The organism is Hydrogenophaga sp. LT287 (assembly GCF_055702805.1).
The window spans coordinates 80,722-105,750 of sequence record NZ_JBVPZC010000003.1; the positions used below are offsets into that span (position 1 = coordinate 80,722).

The 25,029-nt window shown below is 62.9% G+C and carries 26 protein-coding genes and 2 riboswitches; of the genes, 16 read left to right on the forward strand and 10 right to left on the reverse strand.

Annotation, left to right across the window (positions count from 1 at the left end; all coding sequences use genetic code 11):
• The first annotated feature begins 172 nt into the window (after nucleotides 1-172).
• The 9 genes from AC0GNR_RS03910 (at nucleotide 173) to AC0GNR_RS03950 (ending at nucleotide 8,034) form a co-directional block, all read left to right on the forward strand.
• The gene (locus AC0GNR_RS03910; RefSeq protein WP_472899695.1) at nucleotides 173-1,408 is read left to right on the forward strand and encodes a tyrosine-type recombinase/integrase; all 1,236 of its coding nucleotides are present in this window, start codon (nucleotides 173-175) and stop codon (nucleotides 1,406-1,408) included.
• 719 nt (nucleotides 1,409-2,127) lie between these two features.
• The gene (locus AC0GNR_RS03915; RefSeq protein ID WP_472899696.1) at nucleotides 2,128-3,021 is read left to right on the forward strand and encodes a hypothetical protein; all 894 of its coding nucleotides are present in this window, start codon (nucleotides 2,128-2,130) and stop codon (nucleotides 3,019-3,021) included.
• Nucleotides 3,022-3,112: 91 nt separating this feature from the next.
• The gene (locus tag AC0GNR_RS03920; protein WP_472899697.1) at nucleotides 3,113-3,355 is read left to right on the forward strand and encodes a helix-turn-helix transcriptional regulator; all 243 of its coding nucleotides are present in this window, start codon (nucleotides 3,113-3,115) and stop codon (nucleotides 3,353-3,355) included.
• A gap of 277 nt (nucleotides 3,356-3,632) precedes the next feature.
• Nucleotides 3,633-4,097 carry a CHC2 zinc finger domain-containing protein gene (locus AC0GNR_RS03925; protein ID WP_472899698.1) on the forward strand — a complete coding sequence of 155 codons (465 nt, stop codon included), beginning with the start codon at nucleotides 3,633-3,635 and terminating at the stop codon, nucleotides 4,095-4,097.
• On the forward strand, nucleotides 4,094-5,326 hold the full coding sequence (locus AC0GNR_RS03930) for an AAA family ATPase (RefSeq protein WP_472899699.1): 1,233 nt from the start codon (nucleotides 4,094-4,096) through the stop codon (nucleotides 5,324-5,326). The genes AC0GNR_RS03925 and AC0GNR_RS03930 overlap by 4 nt, the downstream gene beginning before the upstream one ends.
• 377 nt (nucleotides 5,327-5,703) lie before the next feature.
• Entirely contained in the window at nucleotides 5,704-6,144 is a 441-nt protein-coding gene (locus tag AC0GNR_RS03935; protein WP_472899700.1) for a hypothetical protein, read from the forward strand.
• A 50-nt stretch (nucleotides 6,145-6,194) separates the two neighbouring features.
• The gene (locus AC0GNR_RS03940; RefSeq protein ID WP_472899701.1) at nucleotides 6,195-6,374 is read left to right on the forward strand and encodes a hypothetical protein; all 180 of its coding nucleotides are present in this window, start codon (nucleotides 6,195-6,197) and stop codon (nucleotides 6,372-6,374) included.
• A gap of 2 nt (nucleotides 6,375-6,376) precedes the next feature.
• A complete protein-coding gene (locus AC0GNR_RS03945; RefSeq protein ID WP_472899702.1) occupies nucleotides 6,377-6,829 on the forward strand; it encodes a hypothetical protein in 453 nt (150 codons plus the stop codon).
• Between the two features lie 74 nt (nucleotides 6,830-6,903).
• Complete coding sequence (locus AC0GNR_RS03950) at nucleotides 6,904-8,034, forward strand: phage major capsid protein (RefSeq protein WP_472899703.1); 1,131 nt, start codon at nucleotides 6,904-6,906, stop codon at nucleotides 8,032-8,034.
• A gap of 1,007 nt (nucleotides 8,035-9,041) precedes the next feature.
• Here AC0GNR_RS03950 and AC0GNR_RS03955 read toward each other — a convergent pair.
• From AC0GNR_RS03955 to AC0GNR_RS03970, 4 genes are all read right to left on the reverse strand, one after another.
• Nucleotides 9,042-9,200, reverse strand: coding sequence for a hypothetical protein (locus AC0GNR_RS03955; protein ID WP_472899704.1), 159 nt, complete (start codon nucleotides 9,198-9,200; stop codon nucleotides 9,042-9,044).
• A gap of 191 nt (nucleotides 9,201-9,391) precedes the next feature.
• Nucleotides 9,392-9,955, reverse strand: a complete 564-nt coding sequence (locus tag AC0GNR_RS03960) for a TMEM165/GDT1 family protein (RefSeq protein WP_472899705.1) — start codon at nucleotides 9,953-9,955, stop codon at nucleotides 9,392-9,394.
• 140 nt (nucleotides 9,956-10,095) lie between these two features.
• Complete coding sequence (locus AC0GNR_RS03965) at nucleotides 10,096-10,734, reverse strand: CoA transferase subunit B (protein ID WP_472899706.1); 639 nt, start codon at nucleotides 10,732-10,734, stop codon at nucleotides 10,096-10,098.
• Nucleotides 10,735-10,744: 10 nt separating this feature from the next.
• Nucleotides 10,745-11,446 carry a CoA transferase subunit A gene (locus tag AC0GNR_RS03970; protein WP_472899707.1) on the reverse strand — a complete coding sequence of 234 codons (702 nt, stop codon included), beginning with the start codon at nucleotides 11,444-11,446 and terminating at the stop codon, nucleotides 10,745-10,747.
• A gap of 70 nt (nucleotides 11,447-11,516) precedes the next feature.
• On the opposite strand from AC0GNR_RS03970, the gene AC0GNR_RS03975 reads away from it, so the two are divergent.
• Nucleotides 11,517-12,107 carry a LuxR C-terminal-related transcriptional regulator gene (locus AC0GNR_RS03975; protein ID WP_472899708.1) on the forward strand — a complete coding sequence of 197 codons (591 nt, stop codon included), beginning with the start codon at nucleotides 11,517-11,519 and terminating at the stop codon, nucleotides 12,105-12,107.
• 35 nt (nucleotides 12,108-12,142) lie between these two features.
• Here the strand turns inward: AC0GNR_RS03975 and AC0GNR_RS03980 are convergent, their stop codons facing one another.
• Both AC0GNR_RS03980 and pcaC read right to left on the reverse strand, forming a co-directional pair.
• Entirely contained in the window at nucleotides 12,143-13,129 is a 987-nt protein-coding gene (locus AC0GNR_RS03980) for a Bug family tripartite tricarboxylate transporter substrate binding protein (protein ID WP_472899709.1), read from the reverse strand.
• 46 nt (nucleotides 13,130-13,175) lie between these two features.
• Nucleotides 13,176-13,553, reverse strand: coding sequence for a 4-carboxymuconolactone decarboxylase (gene pcaC, locus AC0GNR_RS03985; RefSeq protein ID WP_472899710.1), 378 nt, complete (start codon nucleotides 13,551-13,553; stop codon nucleotides 13,176-13,178).
• Nucleotides 13,554-13,634: 81 nt separating this feature from the next.
• Between pcaC and AC0GNR_RS03990 the strand changes: the two genes are divergently transcribed.
• Nucleotides 13,635-14,228, forward strand: coding sequence for a peroxidase-related enzyme (locus AC0GNR_RS03990; RefSeq protein ID WP_472899711.1), 594 nt, complete (start codon nucleotides 13,635-13,637; stop codon nucleotides 14,226-14,228).
• Nucleotides 14,229-14,318: 90 nt separating this feature from the next.
• On the opposite strand, the gene AC0GNR_RS03995 is transcribed toward AC0GNR_RS03990, so the two are convergent.
• Genes AC0GNR_RS03995 through AC0GNR_RS04005 form a run of 3 tightly spaced genes read right to left on the reverse strand, consistent with a single transcriptional unit; the run spans nucleotide 14,319 to nucleotide 16,546 of the window.
• Nucleotides 14,319-14,768: an acyl-CoA thioesterase gene (locus AC0GNR_RS03995; RefSeq protein ID WP_472899712.1), complete on the reverse strand. Its 450-nt coding sequence runs from the start codon at nucleotides 14,766-14,768 to the stop codon at nucleotides 14,319-14,321.
• Nucleotides 14,765-15,760 (reverse strand): DMT family transporter, encoded by a 996-nt coding sequence (locus AC0GNR_RS04000; protein WP_472899713.1) that lies wholly within the window; start codon nucleotides 15,758-15,760, stop codon nucleotides 14,765-14,767. The genes AC0GNR_RS03995 and AC0GNR_RS04000 overlap by 4 nt, the downstream gene beginning before the upstream one ends.
• Nucleotides 15,761-15,763: 3 nt before the next feature.
• Nucleotides 15,764-16,546, reverse strand: a complete 783-nt coding sequence (locus tag AC0GNR_RS04005) for an SDR family oxidoreductase (RefSeq protein ID WP_305335490.1) — start codon at nucleotides 16,544-16,546, stop codon at nucleotides 15,764-15,766.
• A 169-nt stretch (nucleotides 16,547-16,715) separates the two neighbouring features.
• On the opposite strand from AC0GNR_RS04005, the gene AC0GNR_RS04010 reads away from it, so the two are divergent.
• The 5 genes from AC0GNR_RS04010 to gcvP all read left to right on the forward strand — a co-directional run bounded on the left by AC0GNR_RS04010 (nucleotide 16,716) and on the right by gcvP (nucleotide 24,047).
• Nucleotides 16,716-18,398, forward strand: coding sequence for an electron transfer flavoprotein-ubiquinone oxidoreductase (locus AC0GNR_RS04010; protein WP_472899714.1), 1,683 nt, complete (start codon nucleotides 16,716-16,718; stop codon nucleotides 18,396-18,398).
• The gene (locus AC0GNR_RS04015) at nucleotides 18,395-19,054 is read left to right on the forward strand and encodes a nucleoside/nucleotide kinase family protein (protein WP_472899715.1); all 660 of its coding nucleotides are present in this window, start codon (nucleotides 18,395-18,397) and stop codon (nucleotides 19,052-19,054) included. Before AC0GNR_RS04010 ends, AC0GNR_RS04015 begins: the two co-directional genes overlap by 4 nt.
• Nucleotides 19,055-19,077: 23 nt before the next feature.
• Nucleotides 19,078-19,184: riboswitch (glycine riboswitch) on the forward strand.
• Nucleotides 19,185-19,196: 12 nt separating this feature from the next.
• A riboswitch (glycine riboswitch) is annotated at nucleotides 19,197-19,300 on the forward strand.
• Between the two features lie 74 nt (nucleotides 19,301-19,374).
• Complete coding sequence (gcvT, locus tag AC0GNR_RS04020; protein WP_472899716.1) at nucleotides 19,375-20,511, forward strand: glycine cleavage system aminomethyltransferase GcvT; 1,137 nt, start codon at nucleotides 19,375-19,377, stop codon at nucleotides 20,509-20,511.
• A 108-nt stretch (nucleotides 20,512-20,619) separates the two neighbouring features.
• Nucleotides 20,620-20,985: a glycine cleavage system protein GcvH gene (gene gcvH / locus AC0GNR_RS04025; protein WP_472899717.1), complete on the forward strand. Its 366-nt coding sequence runs from the start codon at nucleotides 20,620-20,622 to the stop codon at nucleotides 20,983-20,985.
• Between the two features lie 173 nt (nucleotides 20,986-21,158).
• Nucleotides 21,159-24,047, forward strand: a complete 2,889-nt coding sequence (gcvP, locus tag AC0GNR_RS04030; protein WP_472899718.1) for an aminomethyl-transferring glycine dehydrogenase — start codon at nucleotides 21,159-21,161, stop codon at nucleotides 24,045-24,047.
• A 40-nt stretch (nucleotides 24,048-24,087) separates the two neighbouring features.
• Here the strand turns inward: gcvP and AC0GNR_RS04035 are convergent, their stop codons facing one another.
• Nucleotides 24,088-24,996 (reverse strand): LysR family transcriptional regulator, encoded by a 909-nt coding sequence (locus AC0GNR_RS04035; RefSeq protein WP_472899719.1) that lies wholly within the window; start codon nucleotides 24,994-24,996, stop codon nucleotides 24,088-24,090.
• Nucleotides 24,997-25,029: the final 33 nt, after the last annotated feature.

A 25,029-nucleotide genomic window follows, 5' to 3' on the forward strand; every position in this document is an offset into this window, starting at 1 on the left:
TATGACCGTCATAAGCCGTCATAAACAGCCAAAAATCCAACAAAATCAAATACTTACGGCACTTCAAGCCGTCAAGTTGCGTCACAAGCAGCCATTGCAGCGCCGCTAATTTGGGGGTACAAACTGGGGGAACAGGGCAAATTTGCCCCATTTTCCAGAGGATTGTTCCCCCATGTTGACCGAAATCGCCTGCAAAGCCGCCACCTGTCCTGACGACAAGCCACGGGTGCGCCTCACCGATGCGGGTGGTCTGTACCTGGAAGTGACGCCCAACGGCGCAAAGCGCTGGTTCTGGAAATATCGGTTTGATGCCAAGGAAAAACGGCTTTCTTTGGGCAGCTATCCCGCTGTGAAGCTGAAAGAGGCACGCCTGAACCGGGATGACGCCCGCAAACTGCTTTCTCAAGGAAACGACCCGGTACAGCGCCGCAAGATCGAAAAGGCAACCGCCCGCGTCAACTCAGGCACGACATACGAGAAGGTGGCCAGAGAATTCCACGCGCTGAAAGTCAAGGAATGGAGTGAAGCCCACTTCACAAAGTGGTTGCGACTGCAAGAGACAAACCTCTTTCCATGGATCGGGCCGCTCCCGATAGCCGACATAACGGCCCCACTTTTGCTGGAGACACTGCGCCGCGTGGAAGCCCGTGGCAAGAACGAAACCGCCCATTCATTGCGCCAGTACGCCGGGCAAGTGTTCCGCTACGGCATGGCAACCGGGCGATGCACCCAAGACCCTGCGCACGCGCTGCGTGGAGCTCTGCAGGCTGTCATTGTCAAACACATGGCCGCTGTGTTGGAGCCCAAGCAAGCTGGCGAACTGTTGCGCGCTATCGATGCCTATCAGGGCCACCCAACAACACGCGAGGCGCTGGTTTTGAGCGCCCTGCTCTTTCAGCGCCCCGGCAACATTCGACAGATGGAATGGGCGTGGGTTGACCTGGATGGGGGAATGCTGACCATTCCAGCCGCTTCAATGAAACGCACCGTTCAAGGAAAACGTACCGGCAAGCCCCACCTGGTTCCCCTGGCGCCTCAGGCCGTCGAATCCCTCAAGCGGATGCACATTCTGTCGGGCGCTGGTCGCTACGTGTTCCCCAGCCTGCTAACTGGCGAGCGCCCCATGAGCGACAACACCGTGAACACAGCGCTCCGGCGAATGGGATACACCAACAGCGAAATGACGGCTCACGGCTTCAGGGCGATGGCCCGCACGATCCTGGGTGAGCACCTGGAGACCGATCCCGAGGTGATCGAGGCACAGCTGGCACACGGTAAATCGGGACCGCTGGGCATGGCCTATGACCGGACCACCTACCTAGCACAGCGGCGCCAAATGATGAAGGATTGGGCCGACTACCTGGACAAGCTGCGTGCGGGTGCCCAGATCATCCCGATCCGCGCATAAAAACCGCCAAGCCCAGCGGCGGTTTTTGCTGGGCAAAAAAAAGGCGGCGGGGCAGGTGTTACGACCACCCTCCCCGCCTGACCACCATCAAAACGGAGCTTTGAAAATGGCTGACGCAACTGTAAACACAAACACACCCGCCCAGAAACCGCTCACTTTAGAGCCCGCTTGTGTTGAGCTTTTGACCAACGCAACTTACGAAATCGAGCAGTTGACTCGCATACTTGGGACGCTTGTCGAGGACGATGACAATTGCCTTATCCGGCGGTCTGTTGCCGTGCGTATCCACGATCTGAACCGTGTTGTTCAATGGGCTCTCGCTGATGATCTCTTCAGCATGAAGGAGGCCAAAACCACTGTTTACGGCCCCGCGTGGTGGGGGAACGTGTAATGCGAAACGCCGAAAGCGCAAACGATGCCCCCTACTGGCCAGCGTGCGTGCGTGAGCCTGGTTTTCTTCCGTGGCTGTCCCGGCTTGTAGCTATTGCGAACAGCACCCAGCCCAACACGCCCACCCACTCCCTGGTTTGCATGGCTCGGAAGCAAGGGGCCGCGCCTCCCGAGTGGGTTCAGGCCGCTCAGTTCCTGGGGCAGCAAGTCCAGAAGGGTTGAGAGTTTTGCCACGTCTAGCCCCTGGCTGATCCCCGAGGGCGAAAAGCCGGAATCCTTCACCGGCCTGGCGCTGGCACCTTATGAAGGCCGCACCTGGAAGGGGCGCGATGAATTTACCCGATTGGGCAGAGCGTGCCATTGCACACTTCAAGCCCCAAAACTCATTCAGAGGCGATGCGCCGAACCCTGAAAGGTTGCAGCAATGGGAGGCATTTAGCGGGCGCTTCACACACCGCTGGGACGAGCTGAAACCTGAAAGGTGGAACGTCCCAGAGGACCACCCGAGCTATGCACACCTGCGCCAGAATTACCTATACCCACCGGCTGAATACGTTCGGCAGGGCATTCTTGAGTGCGCCATTGAATCGGCCTGGGAGATGGGCGCGAACAAGAAACCTTCTCGTGTTGTTGATGCGGTGCACAACCTGGACCGCTTGAACGAGGAAATTTCTAAGAGCGCCAAGCTGCTGGCCGCGCTTTTTCGTGAGCGCGAACAGTTGCTGACGGATTACGGCTTGAGCGACCGACCAAAAGAAACCGAGGAAGGTTTTCCAGACCCATTCAGGCTACTGGGTGCGCTGGAGATTGCGCTGACAGCGGACCGAGAGAGGGAGGGTCGCTCCATGGATAGCGAAGAGATAAGCAGTTTTTTTGCAGTAATCGCCACCAGCGGCGCAACCCCAGCACCGGAATGGCCCGTCGTGTTAGACGAGGTGGCGCAGCGCTTGCCGCGCACCGTCACTTCAATGGAGGCCGCCGACATAGCCACGATGGGCAGTCGGACGAACAAAAGCGCGTGGTCCCCGTGGGCGCTACGGTTGGTCGCTCGCCTGGGTGATTGGGCCGGCAATGGTTTGCCGCATGGATTCTTTCTTACTTGCCTGACACACGATCAGCTTGCGACACTGGCGATGGTCTCCGTCGACGCGCCGGCGGGCGCTTATTCCGGGCCGCAGATGCGGGAGCTGATCAAGCGCCACCGCTTGCGCTCAGTAAGGTAAAACGATTCGAAGGGCTGCAACGCATCGAATCGTTGTAGCGCATTTTTTCACCTCCTTTGACACTGAACCATGTTCATTCAAGAGGTGCAATATGCAGCCACAAACCAACAAGCCCAGCCGGCAACACCGGCAAACCGTAGCCGCAGCTCAGAACCCCGATGCGCGGCTGAAAATTCAAACCGTCATTGAACTGACTGGCCTGTCAGAGTCCTCAATCAGGCGCAAAGTGGCTGCAGGCATCATGCCCGCGCCTATCAAGGACGGGATTCGATGCACTCGCTGGGTGGCATCGGATGTGACCGCCTGGCTTCGTTCGCACGGGGGTGCATCCTGATGCAACCATGCAAAGAAAAAGCCGCCGGGGTGCTGGACACACCCACGGCAGCTATCGAAACAAATCACCGCCAAATTGTAGAGCTGCAACCGTTGGACCGCAAGACGTTCGACGCACTGCGAGCAAGGTTCGCCAAGCGCGGCTATCAGCTGCACCGGGTATACCGGGCACACGATGGGCGTGCGACTTACCACGCACGCCGCTGGGCTCAAACACGGGTATTCAGCCACCCACACGACCTGTCGGCATTTTTGGCCGTGGTGGAGGGCTTGCCTCTATGAGCTTCGACCGAAACCTACTCCGCGAGCCTGTCACCTATTTTGAGGAGCTGGGGCACAAGCTGACCGGGCCATCCCGTGCGAAGTGGAAAACCACGAACTGCGCCTTCCACGGCGGCAGTGATTCGATGCGCGTGAACACCGTTACCGGCGCCTGGGTGTGCATGTCTTGCGGCGCTAAGGGTGGCGATGTACTGGCCTACGTAATGCAGAGCGATGGCCTGGAATTTGTCGAGGCTGCGAAGGCGCTGGGCGCCTGGGTTGATGACGGCAAACCGCAGGCAAACCACAAGCCCGCGCCGCTGTCACCACGCAGTGCGCTCGAGGTGCTGGGCTTTGAAGCGACCGTGTGCGCGGTGGCTGCTGGCAACCTTGGGCGCGGTGTTGCGCTCAGTGATGTTGACCTGGCGAGGCTGCTGGTTTGCGCCAGCCGCATCACAAGACTGGTGGAGGCGTTCACATGAAAACACCAGCTCAATACAACCACCTGGCCGCAGGCCTTGACGCAGAAATCGGGCAGACACACGGGCGCGGCTGGCCAGAGTTCGAGGATGTGGTGCACAGCGAGGCCCAAGCGCCACCAGGCGGGCGCGAAGCACAAAGCGCAAGCAAGGGCAGCGGCAAGCCTGAAAAGCCGCCCATAGACCCGCTGGAAGCCCTGAGTAACTTTGCAGTTAACGAAGAAATGGTACGAGAAATGGAAGCCTCAACGATCATTTGGCGTTCGGTCATCGTCAACAAGCACATCGGTGTGTGGAGCGCACCCGGCAACGGTGGAAAGACCACCGTGGCAAAGCATGCAGCCGGTGAACTTGCACAAGCTGGGCACACCGTGATGGTCTTCCAAGAGGATGCAGGCGCTGGTGATATCCCCGCGCTCCATGAACACGCGGAGAAACACGGGTACCTACTCCTCAACTCGACACTGAGCCAGAGCACCCCAGAGCAGCAACTCGCTGTGCTGCAGCGCTTTGTGAAAGAGGGGGCAAACCTTGACGGCTTTGTCATGTTCTTTGACACGCTCAAGAAGTACACCGACCTGATGAGCAAAGGCGGTGCGCGTGCGTTCTTCACGCTTATGCGCGGACTGACCCAGCGCGGCGCGACCATCGTGCTCCTGGGCCACACAAACAAGCACGTTGGTACAGACGGGAAGCTAATCTTTGAGGGCGTGGCAGACGTGCGCAACGATGTTGACGAGATGTTCTACATCGAAAGCACCAAGCCCGACGCGAACAACCGGGTTCTGCTGACCATGACGCCAGACAAGCAGCGGGCGCCAGTCAAGCCGATTACCTTTGAGCTGGATATCGACACGATGGCGCTGCGCGTGCTGGAGCGGTCCGTTAACGTGCGAGAGCTGCAGCGCATCGATGTGCAGCGCGAAGAGGATGCGCCAATCAATCAGGCCATCCTGAGCGCCATGGGTGGCAGCGGCATGAACCGCACAGAGCTTGTCGAGGCGGTGGCTAAGTCGACGGGGGTCGGGGTCAAGGCTGTGCGCAGGGTGCTGGATCGCCACTGCACCAGCGATGCGAGCTGCACCACGTCACTTTGGCTTGAGACATACATCCGGCTGAAGAACACCCGGTATATCGCACGGCACCCCAATGTGCCCCCCCTGCCGAACTGCCGAACTGCCAAACCTGCCGAACTGGCCGAACTGGCCGAACTGCCGGGGGGTGCACCGTGATGGCCGAAAAACCCCATTCAAACGAACACGCCAAAGCCGCTGGAAGCCGCATAAACACTGAGTTCGTCCAGTTTGGCAAGTGTGGCAAGTTCAATTCAGTATTTCAAATAAGACAGTATTTCAGAGGGGGCAGATTCAGAGCTGCAAGCGATGCGGGATTCCCACACCACCCCCCGGGTGCGGGTCCCTTCCGGTGGGTGGCCGCAAGGGTAATTCAAACCGCGTGGCTTCTCTAGTGTTCAGCGTTTTATTTAGCCGAACACCGAACACCGAACAATTAAGGAGGTGAAGTAGCCATGAAAGCCAGATCACAGACACACCTGGCCGAGATGCTGGGAATTTCAAAGGCGACGGTTTCAGAGCACGCTAAACGCGGGATGCCCATTGACACCCTGGAGGCTGCACAAGCCTGGCGGCGCAAGCACCTGGACATTGCCCGCCGCAAGGACGTGCGCCCCACTGGGGCGCCAGCGGGCGCGAGGCTGGCAGCACGTGCAAGCGCCCTACAAAGCGTGGCACAGACCGACCTGGACGGCGGGCGCAACATTGCCGACCTGATCCCGGCGCTTCGGTCCTCACTTGCGGCCGTGCCGTTTGCCGAGCGCAACCGTGTTGAGCTGCTGGAACCCGTTATGCGGGTGTTGCTGGCGCACCTGCTGGATCAGCTCCCACCACGCGACAGCAACCCCACCACGTCCTGTGGCGCACCGGTTTACACCGATGGCGCAGCCATGACCAACGACGAAGCCCAGGAGGCCGGCGAATTCCTGTACCGGGTGGCAGCTGGCGAGCTTTTCTTTGCGGGGGTGAGCCTGTGAACACCAGCAAAGTAAGAACGAGCCCCACGCGCCGCCTGGAGCCGTGCGAGATGCTGGTTATCCCACCACACCGACCCGAGGCCGATCTGATCGGCCTGCAGGCGGTACCAGGCCGCATGCCCCAAGTTCTGCGACTGCCTGGCGAGAGCTTCAAGGCCTTGACCCAGCGGGCGCTGCACAGCGTCACCGGGCGCGGCGTGCTGCTGGTTTATCCGATCTTCCGGGACTGAGCATGTCCGACTGGCTGCAGCAAGTTCTCAACGGTACGCCAGATGCGGCGACCGTGGAGCACTTGCGCCGTAGCTTTGAAATATGGATGAGATCGGGCCGGCGTGCCCAGCGCGATGCCGCCGGGAAGCTGATCCGTGCACGCCCGGTATCGCTATCGCGCTGCCTGGGCTTGCCCGACAAACCAGACCTGGTGCGCATGGCGCAGCGTGACAGCTACCTGCGCCGCGCTGGGCACCTGATCCGCGCTGATCTGTCGCCCACACAAAGCCTGGCCACTGCGCTGCACAGCGAGGCCCGCCGCTTCGCTGGGCACCGCTGGGTGTGCTGGGCACACCTGACGCAACCGCCGCCCAATGCCGACGAACTGGATCGGCTTCTATTCCTGGCCATGCAGGCCGGAGGCGGGCGCCTGCCCACCACGGCACGCCAGTACGCCACCATTCTGAAATCGTGAAGCGCAAACGCGCTGGCGCTTCCGGGCGCGGGTTTGAAGATCAAGTCTCTACCAACCCAACACGAAAGCAGATCATGGACTTTTCCCAGACCCAAGACATTCCCAAAATTGCCCAGCGCACCCGCAGCGAGGCCAACAACCAGATGCGCCACGTTGCCCAAACCGCCGGTGACGTTTCATTGCGCGAAATGGTCAACGCGATGATGCAACACCCGCAATGGGTCCCCAACCAGCGGGCGATCAGCGCAGCCTATGAGCTCAGCAACGCCTGCCGCCAGCAAAGTGGCATTGCCCCAAACGGTATCTGGTTTCCCCTGGCCGCCATGAGCCGCGACCTGACCGCCGCCGGCACATCGTCGGGCGCCAACTTTGACAACAAGCTGCAGGCGGCGCTGGCTCCCGAGTCTGCTGTTCTCAGTGGCGCCACGCTGCTGAGCGGCCTGACTGGTTCGACCTTCTCGATTCCCGGTATTGATTCCAAAGTCAACGCGGCGGGCACCTGGATTACAGAGGGGGAACCTGGCGAGCAGCGTGAACCGACTTTTAAGGCCGCAACGCTGGTCCCTAAATCGATGGTTTTCCAGCTGGTTATAAGCCGGCGCCTGTTGCTGAACAGTTCGGTCGACCTGGAAACCGAACTGCGCTCGGAGATGCTGCGCCAAGCAATGCAGGAGATCGACAGCGCAGCCCTGAACGGCAACGGTACGAACGAGCCCGGCGGTCTGCTGAACCACCCAGATCTGCAAGTGCTGAGCGCGGGCACCAATGGCGCGGCGCCAACCTGGGCGCACCTGGTGGAAGCCGAATACCAGGCTTCAACGCGAGTGGGCAGCATGCGCAAGCCCACGTTTTTGACCAGCCCAGCCATGCGCAAGAAACTGCGGACCACCCAGCGAGCCGCTGGCCTGGATTTCATCGTGAGCGAGAGCGCCAGCACGTTGCTTGGTCACCAGCTGCGCACCAGCTCCCTGGTCCCCGACAACCTGACCAAGGGCACCAGCACTGGCGTGTGCTCTTCGCTGGTTTTTGGCGACCTTGCCGAGATCGTGGTGGGCTTCTGGGGGCCGCTGGCGCTGGATCTGCTGGTGGATGACCGTACGCTGGCCAGAACCGGCGCTGTGCGCATCGTGGCGCGTGCCGAGGTGGGTGTGGCAGTGCGCAACATCGGCGCATTCAGCGCATACAAAGACCTGCTCAGCGCGTAAGCAAAAAAGCAAGGCCTTGGGCCGTTTCACCGGTCCGTCGAGCCGGGCAAAAGATCGACCGCCGGCGGCGCTGGGGAGCGCATGGCCGGCACCTTTTCTGGTGCTGTATTCGGCGACGACAGCACGGCGTGAAAGGCTCAACCCAGCTTCAAGGGTGTGCTGGGCAAGGCCGATCCCCACTAGAACCCGCTTCGAAAGAGGCGGGTTTTTTTATGGGCATTTCACACCGTAGCCGGCGCCGACAGCCGTCGTGGAATAGAACCGGTGGCGATGGGGAAAAAATGGGGGTAAAAAATAAATCGAATCACAAGAAGTGAGCATTTATGCGGCTTCCAAGCAACAGTTTTATTCCCTTCACCGCTCCAAAAATACAAGCCCCTTGTGGGCGCAAAAAGCCGTCAAGCACCTGCTGCTGACGGCTTTTTTTTGGCCTGAAACCGGGTGCCCTGGCGCACCGTGCCAGTGTTGCAGGGCACCGCTGCTCCTCGTGTTACCTTCTGGAAGGGAGTGCCTTCGCACCTCAACAAGAATTCCGGGGCATGTTTGAGCAAACCTTCAAAAATATCGACGACACCCGACGAGATACGCAGCACGTTCGTTGGCTTTCAGCGGCTGTTGTACCAAGAGGGCGGAGCACCAGCGGCGCCATGAGCATCGGGCACGATGTCAGGTTCAAAGCAGTCACCATGAAACGTCGAGGTTCACTTGGCCCATAAGCCCACGACACCGAAAAACGAACAACTCACCCGGCCGGCAGACTTGCCGAAGGATGAGGAAGAAGCGGCGGACCCCACACGAATCTGTTGGACTCAGCTGCTTCGGGACGAGCCCGACGATGAACTGCCGCCTGGTTCAGACAACCTTGATCAGGACGATCGGTTGGCCTGACGCTCATGGGACCAAAAAGCCATGCCTCTAGCGTGTTTTTTAGTCCCCCTTCACGTTCATACAGAAAAAGGCCCTTTCAGGCCTTTTTTCCTTTCCAAGCGCCCGCGGATTCCCTGCGTTCAAGCCTCAGGGTCGAGCGACAACATGGTGCCGCAAGCCGTGCCAATGAGTGCCAGGCCCAGCGCGCCCTCGCCCACACCCATGCACTGCTGGATCTCGCCCATGCACGGAAACAGGCCACCCAGGCTGAAGGCATAAAGAAAAAATGCCGCATACACCCGCCGCGCAGGCTCCTATAGATCAGGCCCAGTGAAGTCTAAAGTCCGTTCGGGTTGAGCTTGTCGAAACCTTCCTCAGACAGGGCACGAGCCCTTCGACAGGCTCAGGGCGAACGGTTGATACTTCATAGGGCCGAATCAATAGGCCCACCCGATGCGGTGGACCCAGCTGGCGCTATGGCCGGTGGGGCTCATGCACCGCTCAGCAACACACCCACGCCCAATGCCAGGAAGATCAGCGCAGCGACCACATGCACCGCTTTGATGGGCACGCGCCGCGTGATGGCGTCGCCAAAGAACACCACCGGGGCGTTGGCCAGCATCATGCCCAGCGTGGTGCCGGCCACCACGGCCACCAGCGGCTCGTATTGCGCGCCCAGCGCCACGGTGGCGATTTGGGTTTTGTCGCCCATTTCAGCCAGAAAAAACGCCCAGGTGGTTGTGAGAAACACCCCAAACTGGCGCTTGGGCACCGCGTCTTCGTCGTCCAGTTTGTCGGGAATCAGCATCCAGCCCGCCATGGCGATGAAGGACACGCCGAGCACCCAGCGCATCACGTCGGGCCCCGCAGCAGCCATGACCCAGGAACCCACCGCCCCAGCCAGCGCGTGGTTGAGCAGCGTGGCCGCCAAAATGCCCCAAATGATGGGCCAGGGTTTTTTGAAACGGGCGGCCAGCACCAGCGACAACAGCTGCGTCTTGTCGCCCATTTCGGCAAGAGCCACGATGCCCGTGGACAGTAAAAATGCTTCCAAACCCATTCCCCAAAACGCACATGAAAACGCAAATGAAAAAGCCCGCACCTTGAGCGGGTGCGGGCGATGGACAAGCGAGCAGTGTAGCCACTGCGGCTGTCAAAGTGCTATCAACTGGCCATCAATACGCTGTCAACCCATCAGATCAGCGGCACGCCGGTCTTGCTCTGGATGAACTCGCGGGTCACGCCGTCGGCCAGCTCCACCAGCTTCAAGCCTTCGGGTGTCACGTCCATCACGCCCAGGTCGGTGATGATGCGGTCCACCACGCCTTTGCCGGTCAGCGGCAAGGTGCAGGCAGACAAGATTTTCAGGTCTTCGGTGCCGTCTTTCTTTTTTGCCACGTGCTCCATGAGCACAATGACGCGCTTGACGCCCGCCACCAGGTCCATGGCACCGCCCATGCCCTTGACCATCTTGCCGGGAATCATCCAGTTGGCCAGATCGCCCTCGGCGGTGACTTGCATGGCGCCCAGAATGGACAGGTTGATCTTGCCGCCGCGGATCATGGCAAACGACTGGTCGCTGCCGAAAATGGCCGAGCCCTTCATGGTGGTCACGGTCTGCTTGCCGGCGTTGATCAGGTCGGGGTCCACCTCGTCTTCGTAGGGGAACGGGCCGATGCCGAGCATGCCGTTTTCGCTCTGCAGCCACACTTCTACATGGTCGGGCACGTGGTTGGCCACCAGCGTCGGGATGCCGATACCGAGGTTCACATAAAAGCCGTCCTGCAGTTCCTGCGCCGCACGCGCGGCCATTTGGTCTTGGGTCCAAGGCATGGTGATCTCCTTACTTGCGGTCGCGGGTGGTGCGCTTCTCGATGCGCTTTTCCGGGGTGGGGTTGAGCACGATGCGGTGCACGTAAATGCCGGGCAGGTGCACGTCGTCCGGTGCAATGTCGCCGGTGGCCACAATGCGCTCCACTTCCACAATGCAAATCTTGCCGGCCGTGGCCACGGCGGGGTTGAAGTTGCGAGCCGTCTTGTTGAAGCGCAGGTTGCCCGACATGTCGGCCACGTCGGCTTTCACCAGGGAAATTTCGGGCACCAGCGAGCGCTCCATCACGTAGGTCTCGCCGTCGAACTCGCGCAGTTCCTTGCCTTCGGCCACCAGGGTGCCCACACCAGTTTTGGTGAAAAAGGCCGGAATACCGGCACCGCCAGCGCGCAGCTTTTCAGCCAGCGTGCCCTGTGGCGTGAATTCGAGTTCGAGTTCGCCCGCCAGGTACTGGCGCTCGAATTCTTTGTTTTCGCCCACGTAGGACGAGATCATTTTTTTGATCTGGCGCGTCTGCAGCAGCTTGCCCAGACCAAAGTCGTCCACGCCCGCGTTGTTGGAAATGGCGGTCAGGTTCTTCACGCCAGAATCGCGCAAGGCGTCGATCAGGGCTTCGGGAATGCCGCAAAGGCCAAAACCGCCCACGGCGATCAGTTGGCCGTCAGCGACCACGCCTTTCAGGGCTTCGGCTGCGCTCGGGTAAATCTTGTTCACGTCGGTTGCTCCAGTGGTTGAACAGGGATAAGGTGACGATACTACGTAAAGACATACGTAGTTTGACCTAATGACTAACCCGAACCCCACCGAATTGAGCAGCCCCAGCGGCATTGACTATCGGCTCGCCTTTGACCTGGCCCCCGTGGGGCTGGCACTGTCGCGCCAGCGCACCATGGTGGACTGCAACCAGGCGCTGTGCGACATGTTTGGCGCCAGCCGCGAGCAGCTGGTGGGCCAGAGCTTTCAAATTTTGTACCCCAGCGCCGACGAGTACGAGCGCACCGGCGCCCGCATTGCGCCCATTCTGGGCAAGAGCGGGACGTATGCCGACGACCGCATCATGAAGCGGCTGGACGGCCGCCTGAAGGGCGAACCGTTTTGGTGCCATGTGACCGGGCGGGCGCTGCGCCGCGAAGCGCCGCACGAGGCCGGCATCTGGAGCTTTGAAGACCTGAGCTCACGCCGCGCCGTGCGCGCCGAGCTGACACCGCGCGAGCGCGAAGTGGCCGCCTTTTTGATGGACGGCCTGACCAGCAAGGAAATCGGCAAGCTGCTGGCCATCAGCCACCGCACGGTGGAAATTTACCGCGCGCGGCTGATGCGCAAATACCAGGCCGGCAGCTCGGTGGACCTGGTCCACAAACTCATTGCGGGTTGACCAGCCGGGCGCTCGCACAGCCGGGCGCGCAGACTTTACTGTGGCTGGAACCCGCTGTCCTTGATGATCTTGGCCCACACCTTGGCGTAGCTGCGTTCGCGTGCGGCCAGCTGCTCAGACGTCATGTAACCCACGGTCAAACCCATGGCGGTGAGCTTGGCCTGCACATCGGGCTGGGCAATGGTTTTTTGGATGGCCGCGCCCAGCTTGTCCAGCGTGGCCTTGGGCGTGCCTGCGGGGGCAAAGATGCCGTAAAAAGGAATATCTTCAAAACCTGCCAGGCCCAGTTCGGCAAAGGTGGGCACCTCGGGCATGGCCGCCTGGCGCTGGGTGCCCATGACCGCCACCACGCGCAGCTTGCCGGCCTTGTGGTTTTCAATGAAGTCGGGAATGGACGCCACGCCGGCCGAAATCTGGTTGCCCAGCATGTCGCCCATCATGGGCGCGCTGCCGCGGTAGGGTGCTGCCACCAGGTCCAGCTGGTTTTGTTTGGCGATCACCTGCACCAGAAACTGCGGCACCGAGCCCGGCGCCGGAATGCCCACAGCGCCCTTGCCACCGCCTTGCTGGCGCACCCAGTCGGCATAGCCCTTGAGCGAGGTGGCGGGCGTGCCGCCAGACAAGGCAAAGGCGTTCACAAATGTGGCGAAACCGGCCACCGGCACAAAGTCTTTGGCCGAGTCGTAGCCTGGGTTTTTGGTGACCATGGGCAAGATGGTGATGCTGTGGTCGTGGCTCAAAAACAGCGTGTGGCCATCGGGCGCGGCGGCTTTGAGCGTTTGTGCCGCAATCTGACCGCCAGCACCGGGCTTGTTGTCCACCAGCACTGTGGTGCCCAGTTCGGTTTGCAGGCGCTCAGCCAGGATGCGGGCAATGGCGTCGGTGCCACCGCCGGCCGGAAAGCCCACCATGAGCTTGGTCACCGGCGACTGGGCCGCAGCCATGCCAAAGCTCAGCGTGGCGCCAACCGAAAGTGCCGTGCGCAGACAGCGGGAAAGAAAAGATCGACGGGGACGTGTCATGGAAAAACTCCGTTCTGAAGGGAAGAAAAGGAAAACGCCCGGCCTCTCAGGCCGCCGGCGGCTCGCACACTTCGGCAGCGGTGCGAAACGCCTCCACCGAAGTCGGCACGCCGCAATACACCGCGGCGTGCAGCAGCACCTCTTGAATTTCCTGCACGCTGGCGCCGTTGTTGAGTGCGCCGCGCACATGGCCCTTCAGCTCGTGCTGCTTGCCCAGCGCGGTGAGCATGGCCACCGTGACCAGGCTGCGGGTCTTGCGGTCCAGGCCGTCGCGCTGCCACACGTCACCCCACGCAGCGCGTGAAATGTGGTCTTGAATGGGTTGGGTAAACGGGGTGGTGCCGGCCAGCGCGCGGTCCACAAATGCGTCGCCCATGACCTCGCGGCGGGTGGCCAGGCCGGTCCGGTATTGCTCGTCTTGCATGCTGTGCTCCAGGTGTCTTGGGTGAGAATGACCCAAGGATAAACTGGCAAACGCCCCCTTTTTTTGACAGGAGACAAGAACATGAGCAACACCCCCCGATACCCCCTGCCCGACCTGAACAGCTTGCCTGAGGACCTGAAGGCCAAAATCCTGGAAGTGCAGGAAAAAGCCGGCTTTGTGCCCAATGTGTTCCTGGGTCTGGCGCGCCGCCCGGCCGAATGGCGCGCCTTCTTCGCCTACCACGACGCCCTGATGACGCCGGAGACGGCGGGGCGCACGTCGGGCCTGAGCAAGGGCGACCGGGAAATGATCGTCACCACCACCAGCGCGGCCAACCACTGCCTGTATTGCGTGGTGGCGCACGGCGCCATTTTGCGCATTTACGAGAAGAAACCGCTGGTGGCCGACCAGGTGGCGGTGAACCACCGCAAGGCCGACATTTCACCGCGCCAGCGCGCCATGCTCGACTTTGCCATGAAGGTGTGCCTGGCCTCGCACGAGATCGAGGACGCCGACTTTGCCGCCCTGCACGCCCACGGTTTCAGCGACGAAGACGCTTGGGACATCGCCGCCATCACCGCGTTTTTTGGCCTGTCCAACCGCATCGCCAGCTTCAGCGGCATGATGCCCAACCCCGAGTTTTACCTGATGGGTCGGGTGCCGAAGCAAAAGTAGTTTGCCCCCCACGCTCCGCCGCTGCGCGGGTCGCTGCCCCCCGAGAGGGCGCGAATTCGCTTGGGGCGGCCCGGCGCTGAATTCCCTTGCTCAGCGCCCCAGCAAGGGCGGGCCGCCTGCACACTCAATGAGGGCGCGGGCGTGGTCCGACATGGGCACCGACTTTTGCTGCGGAAAGTCGACCCAGACCACGGTGGCGCCGCCGTTGGCGTAGACCGTGCTGGGGTCGTCGGTGCGCAGCATCTCGTGGTAGGTGTCAAACGAGGTGCGGCCCATGGTGCCCAGGTAGGTGCGCACCAGCACATCGCCCGGAAACTCCAGCTGCCGGATGAAATTGCAAAACGCGTTGACGATCACCGGGCCTTCGCCCTTGGGGTCGGCCGGCAGGCCCATGCCAAAAAACCAGTCCAGCCGCGCAATTTCCATGTAGCGGAAATACAGGGTGTTGTTGACGTGGCCCATGGCGTCCATGTCGCCCCAGCGGATGGGGACCACCACGCTGTGCACCAGTTTTTTGTCTTCAGGAAGTTCGAGTTTCATCGGTGTGCCTTGATAGAAGCCAGGATGCCCAGCACGAACAGCACGCAGGCCGCCCACTGTATGGCGGCCGGCCATTGGGCGCTCCAGGCAAAGGTGTAGATCAATCCAAAAACGGTTTCACTGACGATGAGTTGCCCGGCCAGGCTCGGGCTCAGGCGGCGGCTGGCCATGTTCCACAGCACCGCTGCCACCCAGGCCGAGCCAATGCCGGTGACGGTGCAGACCAGCACAAAGGTGGCAAAGCCATCACGGGCCCGCAGGCTGGCCCAGTCAGTCCCCCACAAGCCCCACAGCAGCAGCGCCCCCACGCCCGCTGCCATGCCGAGCCAGTTGGCCCAGTCGGTCGAATTCACCTCGGGGTGGCGCCTTAGCCAGGCGGCGTTGAGCAGGCCAAACGCGGTCCAGCTCGCCATGGCCGCCACCGCGTACAACACACCGCGCCACACCGGCCCGGCCGACTCGTCAGCGCTGGCGTGGCCGGTGGCCTCGCCCGTGGCTTGCATCATCAGCACCATGCCCAGCGCGGTGAGCAACACGCCCGGCACCAGGGCACCCCAGCGCAAAGCGTGCGGCTTGCCGAGCACCATCACCCAGAGCGGTATGGTGCCAATGATCAGCACCGGCAGGGCAGCACCCGCGTCTTGAATGGCCAGCACCAGCAGCAGGTAATAACCGGTGTAGCCCAACACGCTCAGGCCCAGTGCCGCCAGGGCCTGGCGCGGCGTGGGCCCGTGCCAGGCACCCAGCTGCACAGGCTGGTGGGCGCGGCGACGAAACAAACCGGCCAGAGGCCTGGCGGCAAACAGCAGCAGCGCAAACAGGCCACAGGCCACAAAACGGCCTACGGTGACGTCCACCGAGCTGAAGCCCGGCAGCATCAAGGGCGTCACGAAGGTCATGCCCCAGAACGCGCCGGCACCCAAGCCGGCCAGGATGCCGGTGAGCATGCCTGCCGGCCAGACGCTGGTGCGTGCGGCGTCGGTTGCAATCAAGAATCAGACCCCAAAACCATCGTCGGCCGCGATCACCGCGCCGTTGATGAAATGGCTTTCGCTGGCGCACAGCATGACCAGCAAAGCGTCCAGGTCGGCGGGATGGCCCACGCGCTTGCGCGGCAGCATGTTCACCAGCTTTTGCCCCTGTTCGGTGGCCCAGTGGTGGTGGTTGATTTCGGTGTCGATGTAGCCCGGGCAAATGGCGTTGACGTTGATGCCGTACTTGCCCCACTCCACCGCCATGGCCTTGGTCATGTGCACCACAGCGGCTTTGCTCATGCAGTACACGCCAATTTGCGGCAGCACTTTCAGACCCGCCATGGACGCGATGTTGATGATGCGCCCGCCCACGTAGGTGCCGGGTGCCGCGCCCTTGGCACGGGCCAGCATGCGCTTGGCCACCTCTTGCGCCACAAAAAACGCGCCTTTGGTGTTGGTGTTGAGCACGAAGTCGTAGTCGTCTTCGGTCACATCCTGCAGGCGCTGCGTGGTGCTCACGCCCGAGTTGTTGATCAGGATGTCGATCGGGCCGACCTCGGTTTCCGCGTGGGCGATGGCCGCTTTGATGGAGGCGATATCGGTTACGTCCAGCGCCACCACGTGGGCGTCGCCGCCTTCGGCCTCGATGTGGGCGCGCAAGGCCATCAGCCGGTCGGTGCGCCGGCTGGCCAGCACCACCGCCGCGCCGGCGCGGGCCAGCGTTTTGGCAAACTGTTCGCCCAAGCCGCCCGAAGCGCCCGTGACCAAGGCCACGCGGCCCGACAAATCCAGTGTGTAAGCCATTTAGAGTTGCTCCTCGAATGAGCCCGCCGCAAAGGTGTTCGCGTCGGGCGTGACACCGATTGTGCGACATCGCCCACTAGAATCCGTCTCCACGACGACAAGATCTGCACCCCCATTTCTGACGGACGGCTTGCGCCGCCGGACTGACATTCAACAGAGACTGCACACCATGAGCCCACAAGAGATCCTCAGCACCTACGGCCCACGCGAAGCGATGGAATACGACGTGGTGATCGTCGGCGGCGGCCCCGCCGGCCTGTCAACGGCCATCCGCCTCAAGCAACTGGCCACCGAGAAGGGCAGCGAGATCAACGTCTGCGTGCTGGAAAAAGGCTCTGAGCCCGGCGCCCACATCCTCAGTGGCGCCGTGATGGACCCCAAAGCCATCACCGAGCTGTTCCCGAACTGGAAAGAACTCGGCGCGCCGCTGAACCAGCCCGTGACCGGCGACGACCTGCTGGTGCTGTCGGAGACCGGCGCCCAGCGCACGCCCGACTGGCTGATGCCGCGCAACTTTGACAACCACGGCTGCTACGTCATCAGCCTGGGTGCGGTGACCAAGTGGCTCGGCGAACAGGCCGAAGCCTTGGGTGTGGAAATTTTCCCTGGCTTCAGTGCCGCCGAAGTGCTCTACAACGACGACGGTTCGGTCAAGGGTGTGGCCACCGGCAACCAGGGTGTGGGCAAAGACGGCGAGCCGATGGACAGCTTCCAGATCGGTATGGAGCTGCACGCCAAGTACACCGTGTTCGCCGAAGGCGCCCGCGGTCACCTGGGTAAGCAGCTGATCGCCAAATTCAAACTGGACGAAGGCAAAGACGCGCAGACCTTCGCCATCGGCATCAAAGAACTGTGGGAAGTGCCGGCCGACAAAGCCAAGCCAGGCCTGGTGGTGCACACGGCTGGCTGGCCGCTGAACGACGACGCGTTTGGTGGCGGCTTCCTCTACCACCTCGAAGGCAACAAGGTCACGCTGGGCTACGTCATCGGCCTCGATTACCAGAACCCCTGGATGAGCCCGTTTGAAGAGATGCAGCGCTGGAAAACCCACCCTAGCATCAAGGCCCACATCGAAGGTGGCAAGCGCCTGGGCTACGGCGCCCGCGCACTGAACAACGGCACGCCCCAGGCCTTGCCCAAGCTGGTGTTCCCGGGCGGCGCCATGGTGGGCTGCAACGCGGGCTTCCTGAACGCGGCGCGCATCAAGGGCAGCCATGCGGCCATCAAGAGCGGCATGTTGTGCGCCGAAGCGGCGTTTGAAGCGGTGAGCGCAGGCCGCCAGAGCGATGAGCTGAGCGCCTTCGAGACTGGCTACAAGGCCAGCTGGCTGCATGAAGAACTGTGGACCTACCGCAACTTCAAGAACTGGTTCAAGAAGAGCCCGCTCATGGGCAAGCTCATGACCGGCGTCGAACACTGGTTGCTGCCCAAGGTGGGCGTGAGCAACCCGCCCTGGACGCTGCACAACACGACCAAAGACCACACCAAGCTCAAGCCAGCGGCCGAGATGCCGCAGATCACGTACCCGAAACCGGACGGCGTGATCACGTTCGACCGCCTTTCCAGCGTGTTTGTGAGCAACACCAACCACGAAGAGCAGCAGCCCGCGCACCTGACGCTGAAAGACGCGAGCGTGCCGGTGCAGATCAACCTGGCGAAGTACGCCGGGCCCGAGAGCCGCTACTGCCCGGCCGGGGTGTACGAGTACGTGAACAAGGACGGCGCGGACCAGCTGGTGATCAACGCGCAGAACTGCGTGCACTGCAAGACCTGCGACATCAAGGACCCGACGCAGAACATTGTGTGGGTCACGCCGGAAGGCGGCGGCGGGCCGAACTACGCCGGCATGTGAAGGCACCCAGCCTGCACCCGGCGCTGGTCGAGCGCCTGCAGCAGCTGGCCAGCGGGCCGCGCCGTTTGCTGGGCGTGGTGGGCCCACCCGGCGCGGGCAAGTCCACGCTGGCCAGCCTCATGGCACAGAGCCTGGGGGCGCAAGCCCAAGCCGTGCCCATGGACGGCTTTCACCTGGCCCAGGTGGAGCTGGAGCGCCTGGGGCGCGCCCACCGCAAGGGCGCACCCGACACCTTTGACGCCACCGGCTACGCGGCGCTGCTGCGCCGCCTGCGCAGGCAAACCGGCGACGAAGTGGTGTACGTGCCCGACTTTCGCCGCGAAATCGAAGAGCCGGTGGCCGGCGCCCTGCCCGTCTTCGCACACACCCCGCTGGTGATCACCGAAGGCAATTACCTGCTGCTGCAAGACGCTGGCTGGGCGCCCGTGGCAGACCTGCTGGACGAGGTGTGGTACCTGCAAGTCGACCCGGCCCTGCGGCTGCAACGGCTGGCCGGGCGCCACGAGCAATTTGGCCGCAGCCGCGAGCAGGCACTGGCCTGGATAGCCACCACCGACGAACCCAACGCGCGACGCATTGAGGCTTGCATGCACCGCGCCCACCGCCGGGTGGCCTGGAACGGCGCAACGGCGTGTTTTGAATTCGAGCCGGGTTGAAAACACGCGCTGTGCTTTAGAATGCGCGTCTGTCAGGAGAGAGCCGCCCCACGGGTGGCCGCCGAAGGCGCAGGCGGTTTGCCGAACCAGCAAGCCCTGAACGCTCAGGCAAAAGGACTGGCAAGCAGCGGCTGAAAAGCCGCTGTACCCCACTGGAGAGAGGCCGTTGTTCAGACGGCCCACCGAAGGAGCAAACGCGGCATCGCCCGCGTGAATCTCTCAGGTAAAGCGGACAGTGGGGCAGCGCACGGATGAACCGTGTAAGCCCTTCAGTGGGCCTGCCCCATTGAGTCCCGGTACAACCCTCCAGAAAGCCCGCCGTGTCTGACGCTCCCACCGCTTCCGAACTGCTGAACACACCGCTGCACGCCCTGCACCTCGAACTGGGGGCACGCATGGTGCCCTTTGCAGGCTACAGCATGCCGGTGCAATACCCCGCCGGCCTGATGGCCGAACACCACCACACGCGCACCGCGGCCGGCCTGTTTGACGTGTCTCACATGGGCCAGTTGCGCCTGGTGGGGCCAGACGCCGCTGCCGCCTTTGAAACACTGATGCCGGTGGACGTGGTGGGCCTGGGCGTGAACAAACAGCGCTACGGCCTGCTGCTCACGGAAACCGGCGGCATCATCGACGACCTGATGTTCGTCAACCGGGGCCATGACATTTTTGTGATCGTCAACGGCGCCTGCAAACACGGCGACCTGGCCCACATCCAGTCCAGCATCGGCAAGCTGTGCCATGTGGATGCGCAGTTCGACCGCGCCCTGCTGGCCCTGCAAGGCCCGCAAGCCGTGACGGCCCTGAAACGCCTGCTGCCCGGCGTGGAAACACTGGTGTTCATGACCGGCGCGCCCTTCACCTGGGCCGGCGCTGACCTTTACATCACCCGCAGCGGCTACACCGGTGAAGACGGGTTCGAAATTTCACTGCCTGCTCTGGTGGCCGCCGACTTTGCCCGCGCCCTGCTGGCACAGCCCGAGGTGAAGCCCGTGGGCCTGGGTGCCCGCAATTCGCTGCGGCTGGAAGCGGGTCTGTGCCTGTATGGCCAAGACATTGACACCACCACCACACCGGTGGAAGCCGCGCTGAACTGGGCCATCCAGAAAGTGCGCCGCACCGGGGGCGCCCGTGCTGGCGGCTTTCCGGGCGCGGCCCGCGTGCTGGCTCAACTGGACGGCACCGAGCCACTGCTCCGCAAACGCGTGGGCCTGATCGCGCTGGAGCGTGTGCCCGTGCGCGAGCACACCGAACTGCAAAGCACCGCGGGCGAAACCATCGGTGAAGTCACCAGCGGCCTGCTGGGCCCCACCGCTGAAAAGCCCGTGGCCATTGGCTATGTGAACCCCGCACAGGCCGCACTGGGCACCCGCGTGAACGCCATCGTGCGCGGCAAAACTGTGCCCATGGAAGTGGCGGCCATGCCTTTCGTTCCCAACCGCTACTACCGCGGATAAAGTCAATCCCGTTCGGGCTGAGCCTGTCGAAGCCCTCACACAACCGTCACGCTGCCCTTCGACAGGCTCAGGGCGAACGGAACCGATCGCATTTCTCAAAGGACCACCATGACCACCAAGTACACCGAAGACCACGAATGGATCAGCGTTGACGGCGACATCGCCACCGTCGGCATCACCCCCCATGCGCAAGACGCGCTGGGCGACGTGGTGTTTGTGGACCTGCCCGAAGTGGGCAAGACCTTTGCCCAGAAAGAAGTGGCCGGCGTGGTCGAGTCGGTGAAAGCCGCGGCCGACGTGTACATGCCCATCAGCGGCGAGGTGGTGGAAGTGAACGAAGCCCTGCGCGCCGACCCCTCGCTGGCCAACAGCGACCCGCTGAACACCGGCTGGTTCTTCAAAGTGAAGCTGTCCGACGCCTCGCAAGTGGACGCGCTGCTGGACGAAACCGCTTACGCCGCTTTCGCTGCTTGATGTTTTTGCTCCCTCCCCCTCTGGGGGAGGGTTGGGGCGGGGGCTGGCGGAGCCAAGAAGCCTGCTCGCCACGTTCGATCGTCGCGGCACGAGCCCCCATCCCGGCCTTCCCCCCGAGGGGGAAGGAGCAAGACAAGCCCTCTGATATTTATCCATCGCAACAAGGTCGTCCCATGCTGATGCCGTCTGTCAAACCCCTCGATCAACTCGAAAACGCCAGCGAGTTCATTGCCCGCCACATCGGCATCAGCGAAGCCGACGAGGCCCACATGTTGTCGGTCATTGGCGAGGCTTCGCGCCGCGCGCTGATCGACTCCATCGTGCCGCGCAGCATTGCGCGCAGCGTGGGCATGCAACTGCCGCCCGCCATCACCGAGGCCGCGGCACTGGCCGAACTGAAAGCGCTGGCGCAGCAAAACCAGTTGCTCAAGAGCTTCATCGGGCAAGGTTATTACGGCACGCACACGCCGGGCGTGATTCTGCGCAACATCCTGGAAAACCCGGCCTGGTACACCGCCTACACGCCCTACCAGGCCGAGATTTCGCAGGGCCGCATGGAAGCGCTGGTGAACTTCCAGACCATGGTGACCGACCTGACCGGTATGGCCATTGCCAACGCCTCGATGCTGGACGAGGCCACGGCGGCGGCCGAAGCCATGACGCTGGCGATGCGCACCGTGAAGAGCAAAAGCAAGGTGTTTGTGGTGTCGCGCGCTTGCCACCCGCAAACCATTGAAGTGATTCAGACACGCGCCAAGCCGCTGGGGATTGAAGTGCTGGTGCCGCCCAGCGCGGACGCCTGGGCTGCTGCGTTGAACGGCGAGCATTTCGCCGCGCTGGCGCAGTACCCCAACAGCACCGGCCTGGTGGAAGACCTCACCGCCTACGCCGCCCGCAGCCATGCGCAGTCCGCCGCTTTCATTGTGGCTGCCGACCTGCTGGCCCTGACGCTGTTGAAAGCCCCTGGCGAGATGGGCGCCGACATTGTGGTGGGCACCACCCAGCGCTTTGGCATGCCCATGGGCGCCGGTGGCCCGCACGCCGCCTACATGGCCTGCCGCGACGAGTACAAGCGTTCGCTACCCGGCCGCCTGGTGGGCGTGAGCGTGGACGTGCACGGCAACCCGGCTTACCGCCTGGCGCTGCAAACGCGCGAGCAACACATTCGCCGCGAAAAAGCCACGTCCAACATCTGCACCGCGCAGGTGCTGCCGGCCGTGGTGGCCAGCATGTACGCCGTGTACCACGGCCCGCAAGGCTTGAAACGCATTGCCCAGCGCGTGGCCGCCTACACCGCCGTGCTGGCCCGCGGTCTGCAGGGCATGGGCTACACGCTGCGCAAGGAAACCGCGTTTGACACCATCTGGGTGCTGGCCAAAGACGCCACCGCCTCGCTGATGCAGCGCGCCCGCGACGCCGGCTTGAACCTGCGCCAGGCCTGTGACCAGAGCATCACCATGTCGATCGACGAAACCACCACGCGCGAAGACATTGCCGCGCTGTGGCGCGTGTTCGCCACCAGCGGCCAGACCCTGCCCAGCTTCGACGCGTTCGAAAAAGGCATCGAGCCGCTGATTCCCGCCGAGCTGCGCCGCACCAGTGAGTTCATGACGCACCCGGTGTTCAACAGCCACCACAGCGAAACCGGCATGCTGCGCTACATCCGCAGCCTGTCAGACAAAGACCTGGCGCTGGACCGCAGCATGATCCCGCTGGGCAGCTGCACCATGAAGCTCAACGCCACCAGCGAGATGATTCCCATCACCTGGCCCGAGTTTGCCAACGTGCATCCGTTTGCCCCTGCCGACCAGTTGCAGGGCTACAAAGCGCTGGACGAGCAACTGCGCGCCTGGCTCTGCCAAGCCACGGGCTACGCCGGCATCAGCCTGCAGCCCAACGCAGGCTCGCAGGGTGAATACGCGGGCCTGCTGGCCATTCAGGGCTACCACGCCTCGCGCGGTGACAGCCACCGCAACATCTGCTTGATTCCCAGTAGCGCCCACGGCACCAACCCGGCCAGTGCCCAGATGGTGGGCATGACAGTGGTGGTGACCAAGTGCGATGAAAACGGCAACGTCGACATGGCCGATCTGAAAGCCAAGTGCGAGCAGCACAGCGCCAACCTCGCCGCCGCGATGATCACCTACCCCAGCACGCACGGCGTGTTTGAAACCACCGTGAAAGAGCTGTGCGCTCTGGTGCACCAGCACGGCGGGCGCGTGTATGTGGACGGCGCCAACATGAACGCGCTGGTGGGCGTGGCCGCGCCGGGCGAGTTTGGCGGCGATGTGAGCCACCTGAACCTGCACAAGACCTTCTGCATTCCCCACGGCGGCGGCGGTCCGGGCGTCGGCCCGGTGTGCGTGGTGGAAGATCTGGTGCCTTTCTTGCCGGGTCATGCCACCGGTGGCGTAAAGGGCGGCGTGGGCGCTGTGTCCGCAGCACCTTTGGGCAACGCAGCGGTGTTGCCGATCAGCTGGATGTACATCCGCATGATGGGCGCCGATGGGCTCAAGCACGCCACCGAAGCAGCCATTTTGAGCGCCAACTACATCAGCAAGCGCCTGGCCGATCACTACCCCACGCTCTACGCCTCGGCCAACGGCCACGTGGCGCACGAGTGCATTCTGGACCTGCGGCAACTGAAAGAAACCAGCGGCGTGATGGCCGAAGACGTGGCCAAGCGCCTGATGGACTATGGCTTTCACGCGCCCACGCTGAGCTTCCCGGTGGTCAACACACTGATGGTGGAACCGACCGAGAGCGAAACGCTGGAAGAGCTGGACCGCTTCATCGACGCGATGATCGCGATCCGCCATGAGATCCGCCTGATCGAGGCCGGCACCTGGCCTCAGGACGACAACCCGTTGAAGAACGCGCCGCACACCGCCGCCAGCGTGCTCAAGAGCGAGTGGGCCCACCCCTACCCGCGCGAAACGGCGGTTGCCGCCGCGGGCCGTGCCGTCAACACCAAGTTCTGGCCGTCGGTGGGCCGGGTGGACAACGTCTACGGCGACCGCAACCTGTTTTGCAGCTGCGTGCCGATCAGCGAACTGGCTTGAAGCCACACTGAACGACAGAGGGCGCCGATGGCGCCCTTTTTCATGGCGCGCTGGCCATGTGCTGAAAGCCCTGGATCCACACGGGCAACTGCTCGCGCAAAAGCCGCAGGGCCGGCGCTTCCTGGCGCTGCGCCAGCGTGACCAAGCCGAAGCGTGCCGTGGCGTTCAGGGGCGGGCTCATGTCGAGCGGCACCAGCCCGGGCGCTGCGGCCTCGGCGGTCAGCACAATGGCCAGGCTGCGCCGCGCCACCTCGACGATGCTCTGGGTTTCGTCGCAGCGCAGGGTCACCATGTCGTCGGGGTTGGCCTGCGGGCCGTAGCGCCCAATCATCACGCGCGCCACCTCGTCGCTCAGCGGGGTGGACGCCACCGGGTAAGCCAGCAGCTCGTCCAGGGTCACGGGCCGGCCCAGCTGGGTCAGCGGGTGGTCGGGGCGCACCAGAAAGCCTGCGGGCAATTCGAATGCCTGGGCCACCTGCAGGTCGGCCGAGGGGCGCACCGAGCGCACATCGACCACGGCCGCATCCAGCAGCTGTTCGCGCAGGGCATCGATCAGCACCGCCGTGTTGCCGCGCGAGATTTGCAACTGCAGCTTCGGGTGGTGCTCGGCCATGTGCAGCATGAGCGGCAGGGACAGCAGCGCACCGGGGCCCGAACTCAGCCCCACGCGCAGGCTGCCGGTCAGGCCCGCATGCAGTCCTTTGCCGGTTTGCTTGAGCGCCTCGGCGTCGGCCACCAGGCGGCGTGCGCGCTGCAGCGCCTCTTGGCCGAAGGGCGTGAGCGCGATGCGGCGGCCCAAGCGGTCAAACAGCTGCCCGCCCAGCTCGTCCTCCAGCGCCTGGATGCTGCGCGTGAGCGCGGGCTGCGTGAGGAAGAGCGCCTTGCACGCCTGCACAAAACTGCCGACTTCGGCCAGCACCACGAAGTGCCTGAGTTGCACGAGGGTCATCCCTAATCTCCTGTCGAATTCATAGGTTGTTGC

Coding starts and splice junctions, on each gene's coding strand:
- AC0GNR_RS03910 (WP_472899695.1), top strand. CDS start 173: ATGTTGACCGAAATCGCCTGCAAAGCCGCCACCTGTCCTGACGACAAG.
- AC0GNR_RS03915 (WP_472899696.1), top strand. CDS start 2,128: ATGAATTTACCCGATTGGGCAGAGCGTGCCATTGCACACTTCAAGCCC.
- AC0GNR_RS03920 (WP_472899697.1), top strand. CDS start 3,113: ATGCAGCCACAAACCAACAAGCCCAGCCGGCAACACCGGCAAACCGTA.
- AC0GNR_RS03925 (WP_472899698.1), top strand. CDS start 3,633: ATGAGCTTCGACCGAAACCTACTCCGCGAGCCTGTCACCTATTTTGAG.
- AC0GNR_RS03930 (WP_472899699.1), top strand. CDS start 4,094: ATGAAAACACCAGCTCAATACAACCACCTGGCCGCAGGCCTTGACGCA.
- AC0GNR_RS03935 (WP_472899700.1), top strand. CDS start 5,704: ATGCCCATTGACACCCTGGAGGCTGCACAAGCCTGGCGGCGCAAGCAC.
- AC0GNR_RS03940 (WP_472899701.1), top strand. CDS start 6,195: ATGCTGGTTATCCCACCACACCGACCCGAGGCCGATCTGATCGGCCTG.
- AC0GNR_RS03945 (WP_472899702.1), top strand. CDS start 6,377: ATGTCCGACTGGCTGCAGCAAGTTCTCAACGGTACGCCAGATGCGGCG.
- AC0GNR_RS03950 (WP_472899703.1), top strand. CDS start 6,904: ATGGACTTTTCCCAGACCCAAGACATTCCCAAAATTGCCCAGCGCACC.
- AC0GNR_RS03965 (WP_472899706.1), bottom strand. CDS start 10,734: ATGCCTTGGACCCAAGACCAAATGGCCGCGCGTGCGGCGCAGGAACTG.
- AC0GNR_RS03975 (WP_472899708.1), top strand. CDS start 11,517: ATGACTAACCCGAACCCCACCGAATTGAGCAGCCCCAGCGGCATTGAC.
- AC0GNR_RS03980 (WP_472899709.1), bottom strand. CDS start 13,129: ATGACACGTCCCCGTCGATCTTTTCTTTCCCGCTGTCTGCGCACGGCA.
- pcaC (WP_472899710.1), bottom strand. CDS start 13,553: ATGCAAGACGAGCAATACCGGACCGGCCTGGCCACCCGCCGCGAGGTC.
- AC0GNR_RS03990 (WP_472899711.1), top strand. CDS start 13,635: ATGAGCAACACCCCCCGATACCCCCTGCCCGACCTGAACAGCTTGCCT.
- AC0GNR_RS03995 (WP_472899712.1), bottom strand. CDS start 14,768: ATGAAACTCGAACTTCCTGAAGACAAAAAACTGGTGCACAGCGTGGTG.
- AC0GNR_RS04005 (WP_305335490.1), bottom strand. CDS start 16,546: ATGGCTTACACACTGGATTTGTCGGGCCGCGTGGCCTTGGTCACGGGC.
- AC0GNR_RS04010 (WP_472899714.1), top strand. CDS start 16,716: ATGAGCCCACAAGAGATCCTCAGCACCTACGGCCCACGCGAAGCGATG.
- gcvH (WP_472899717.1), top strand. CDS start 20,620: ATGACCACCAAGTACACCGAAGACCACGAATGGATCAGCGTTGACGGC.
- gcvP (WP_472899718.1), top strand. CDS start 21,159: ATGCTGATGCCGTCTGTCAAACCCCTCGATCAACTCGAAAACGCCAGC.
- AC0GNR_RS04035 (WP_472899719.1), bottom strand. CDS start 24,996: ATGACCCTCGTGCAACTCAGGCACTTCGTGGTGCTGGCCGAAGTCGGC.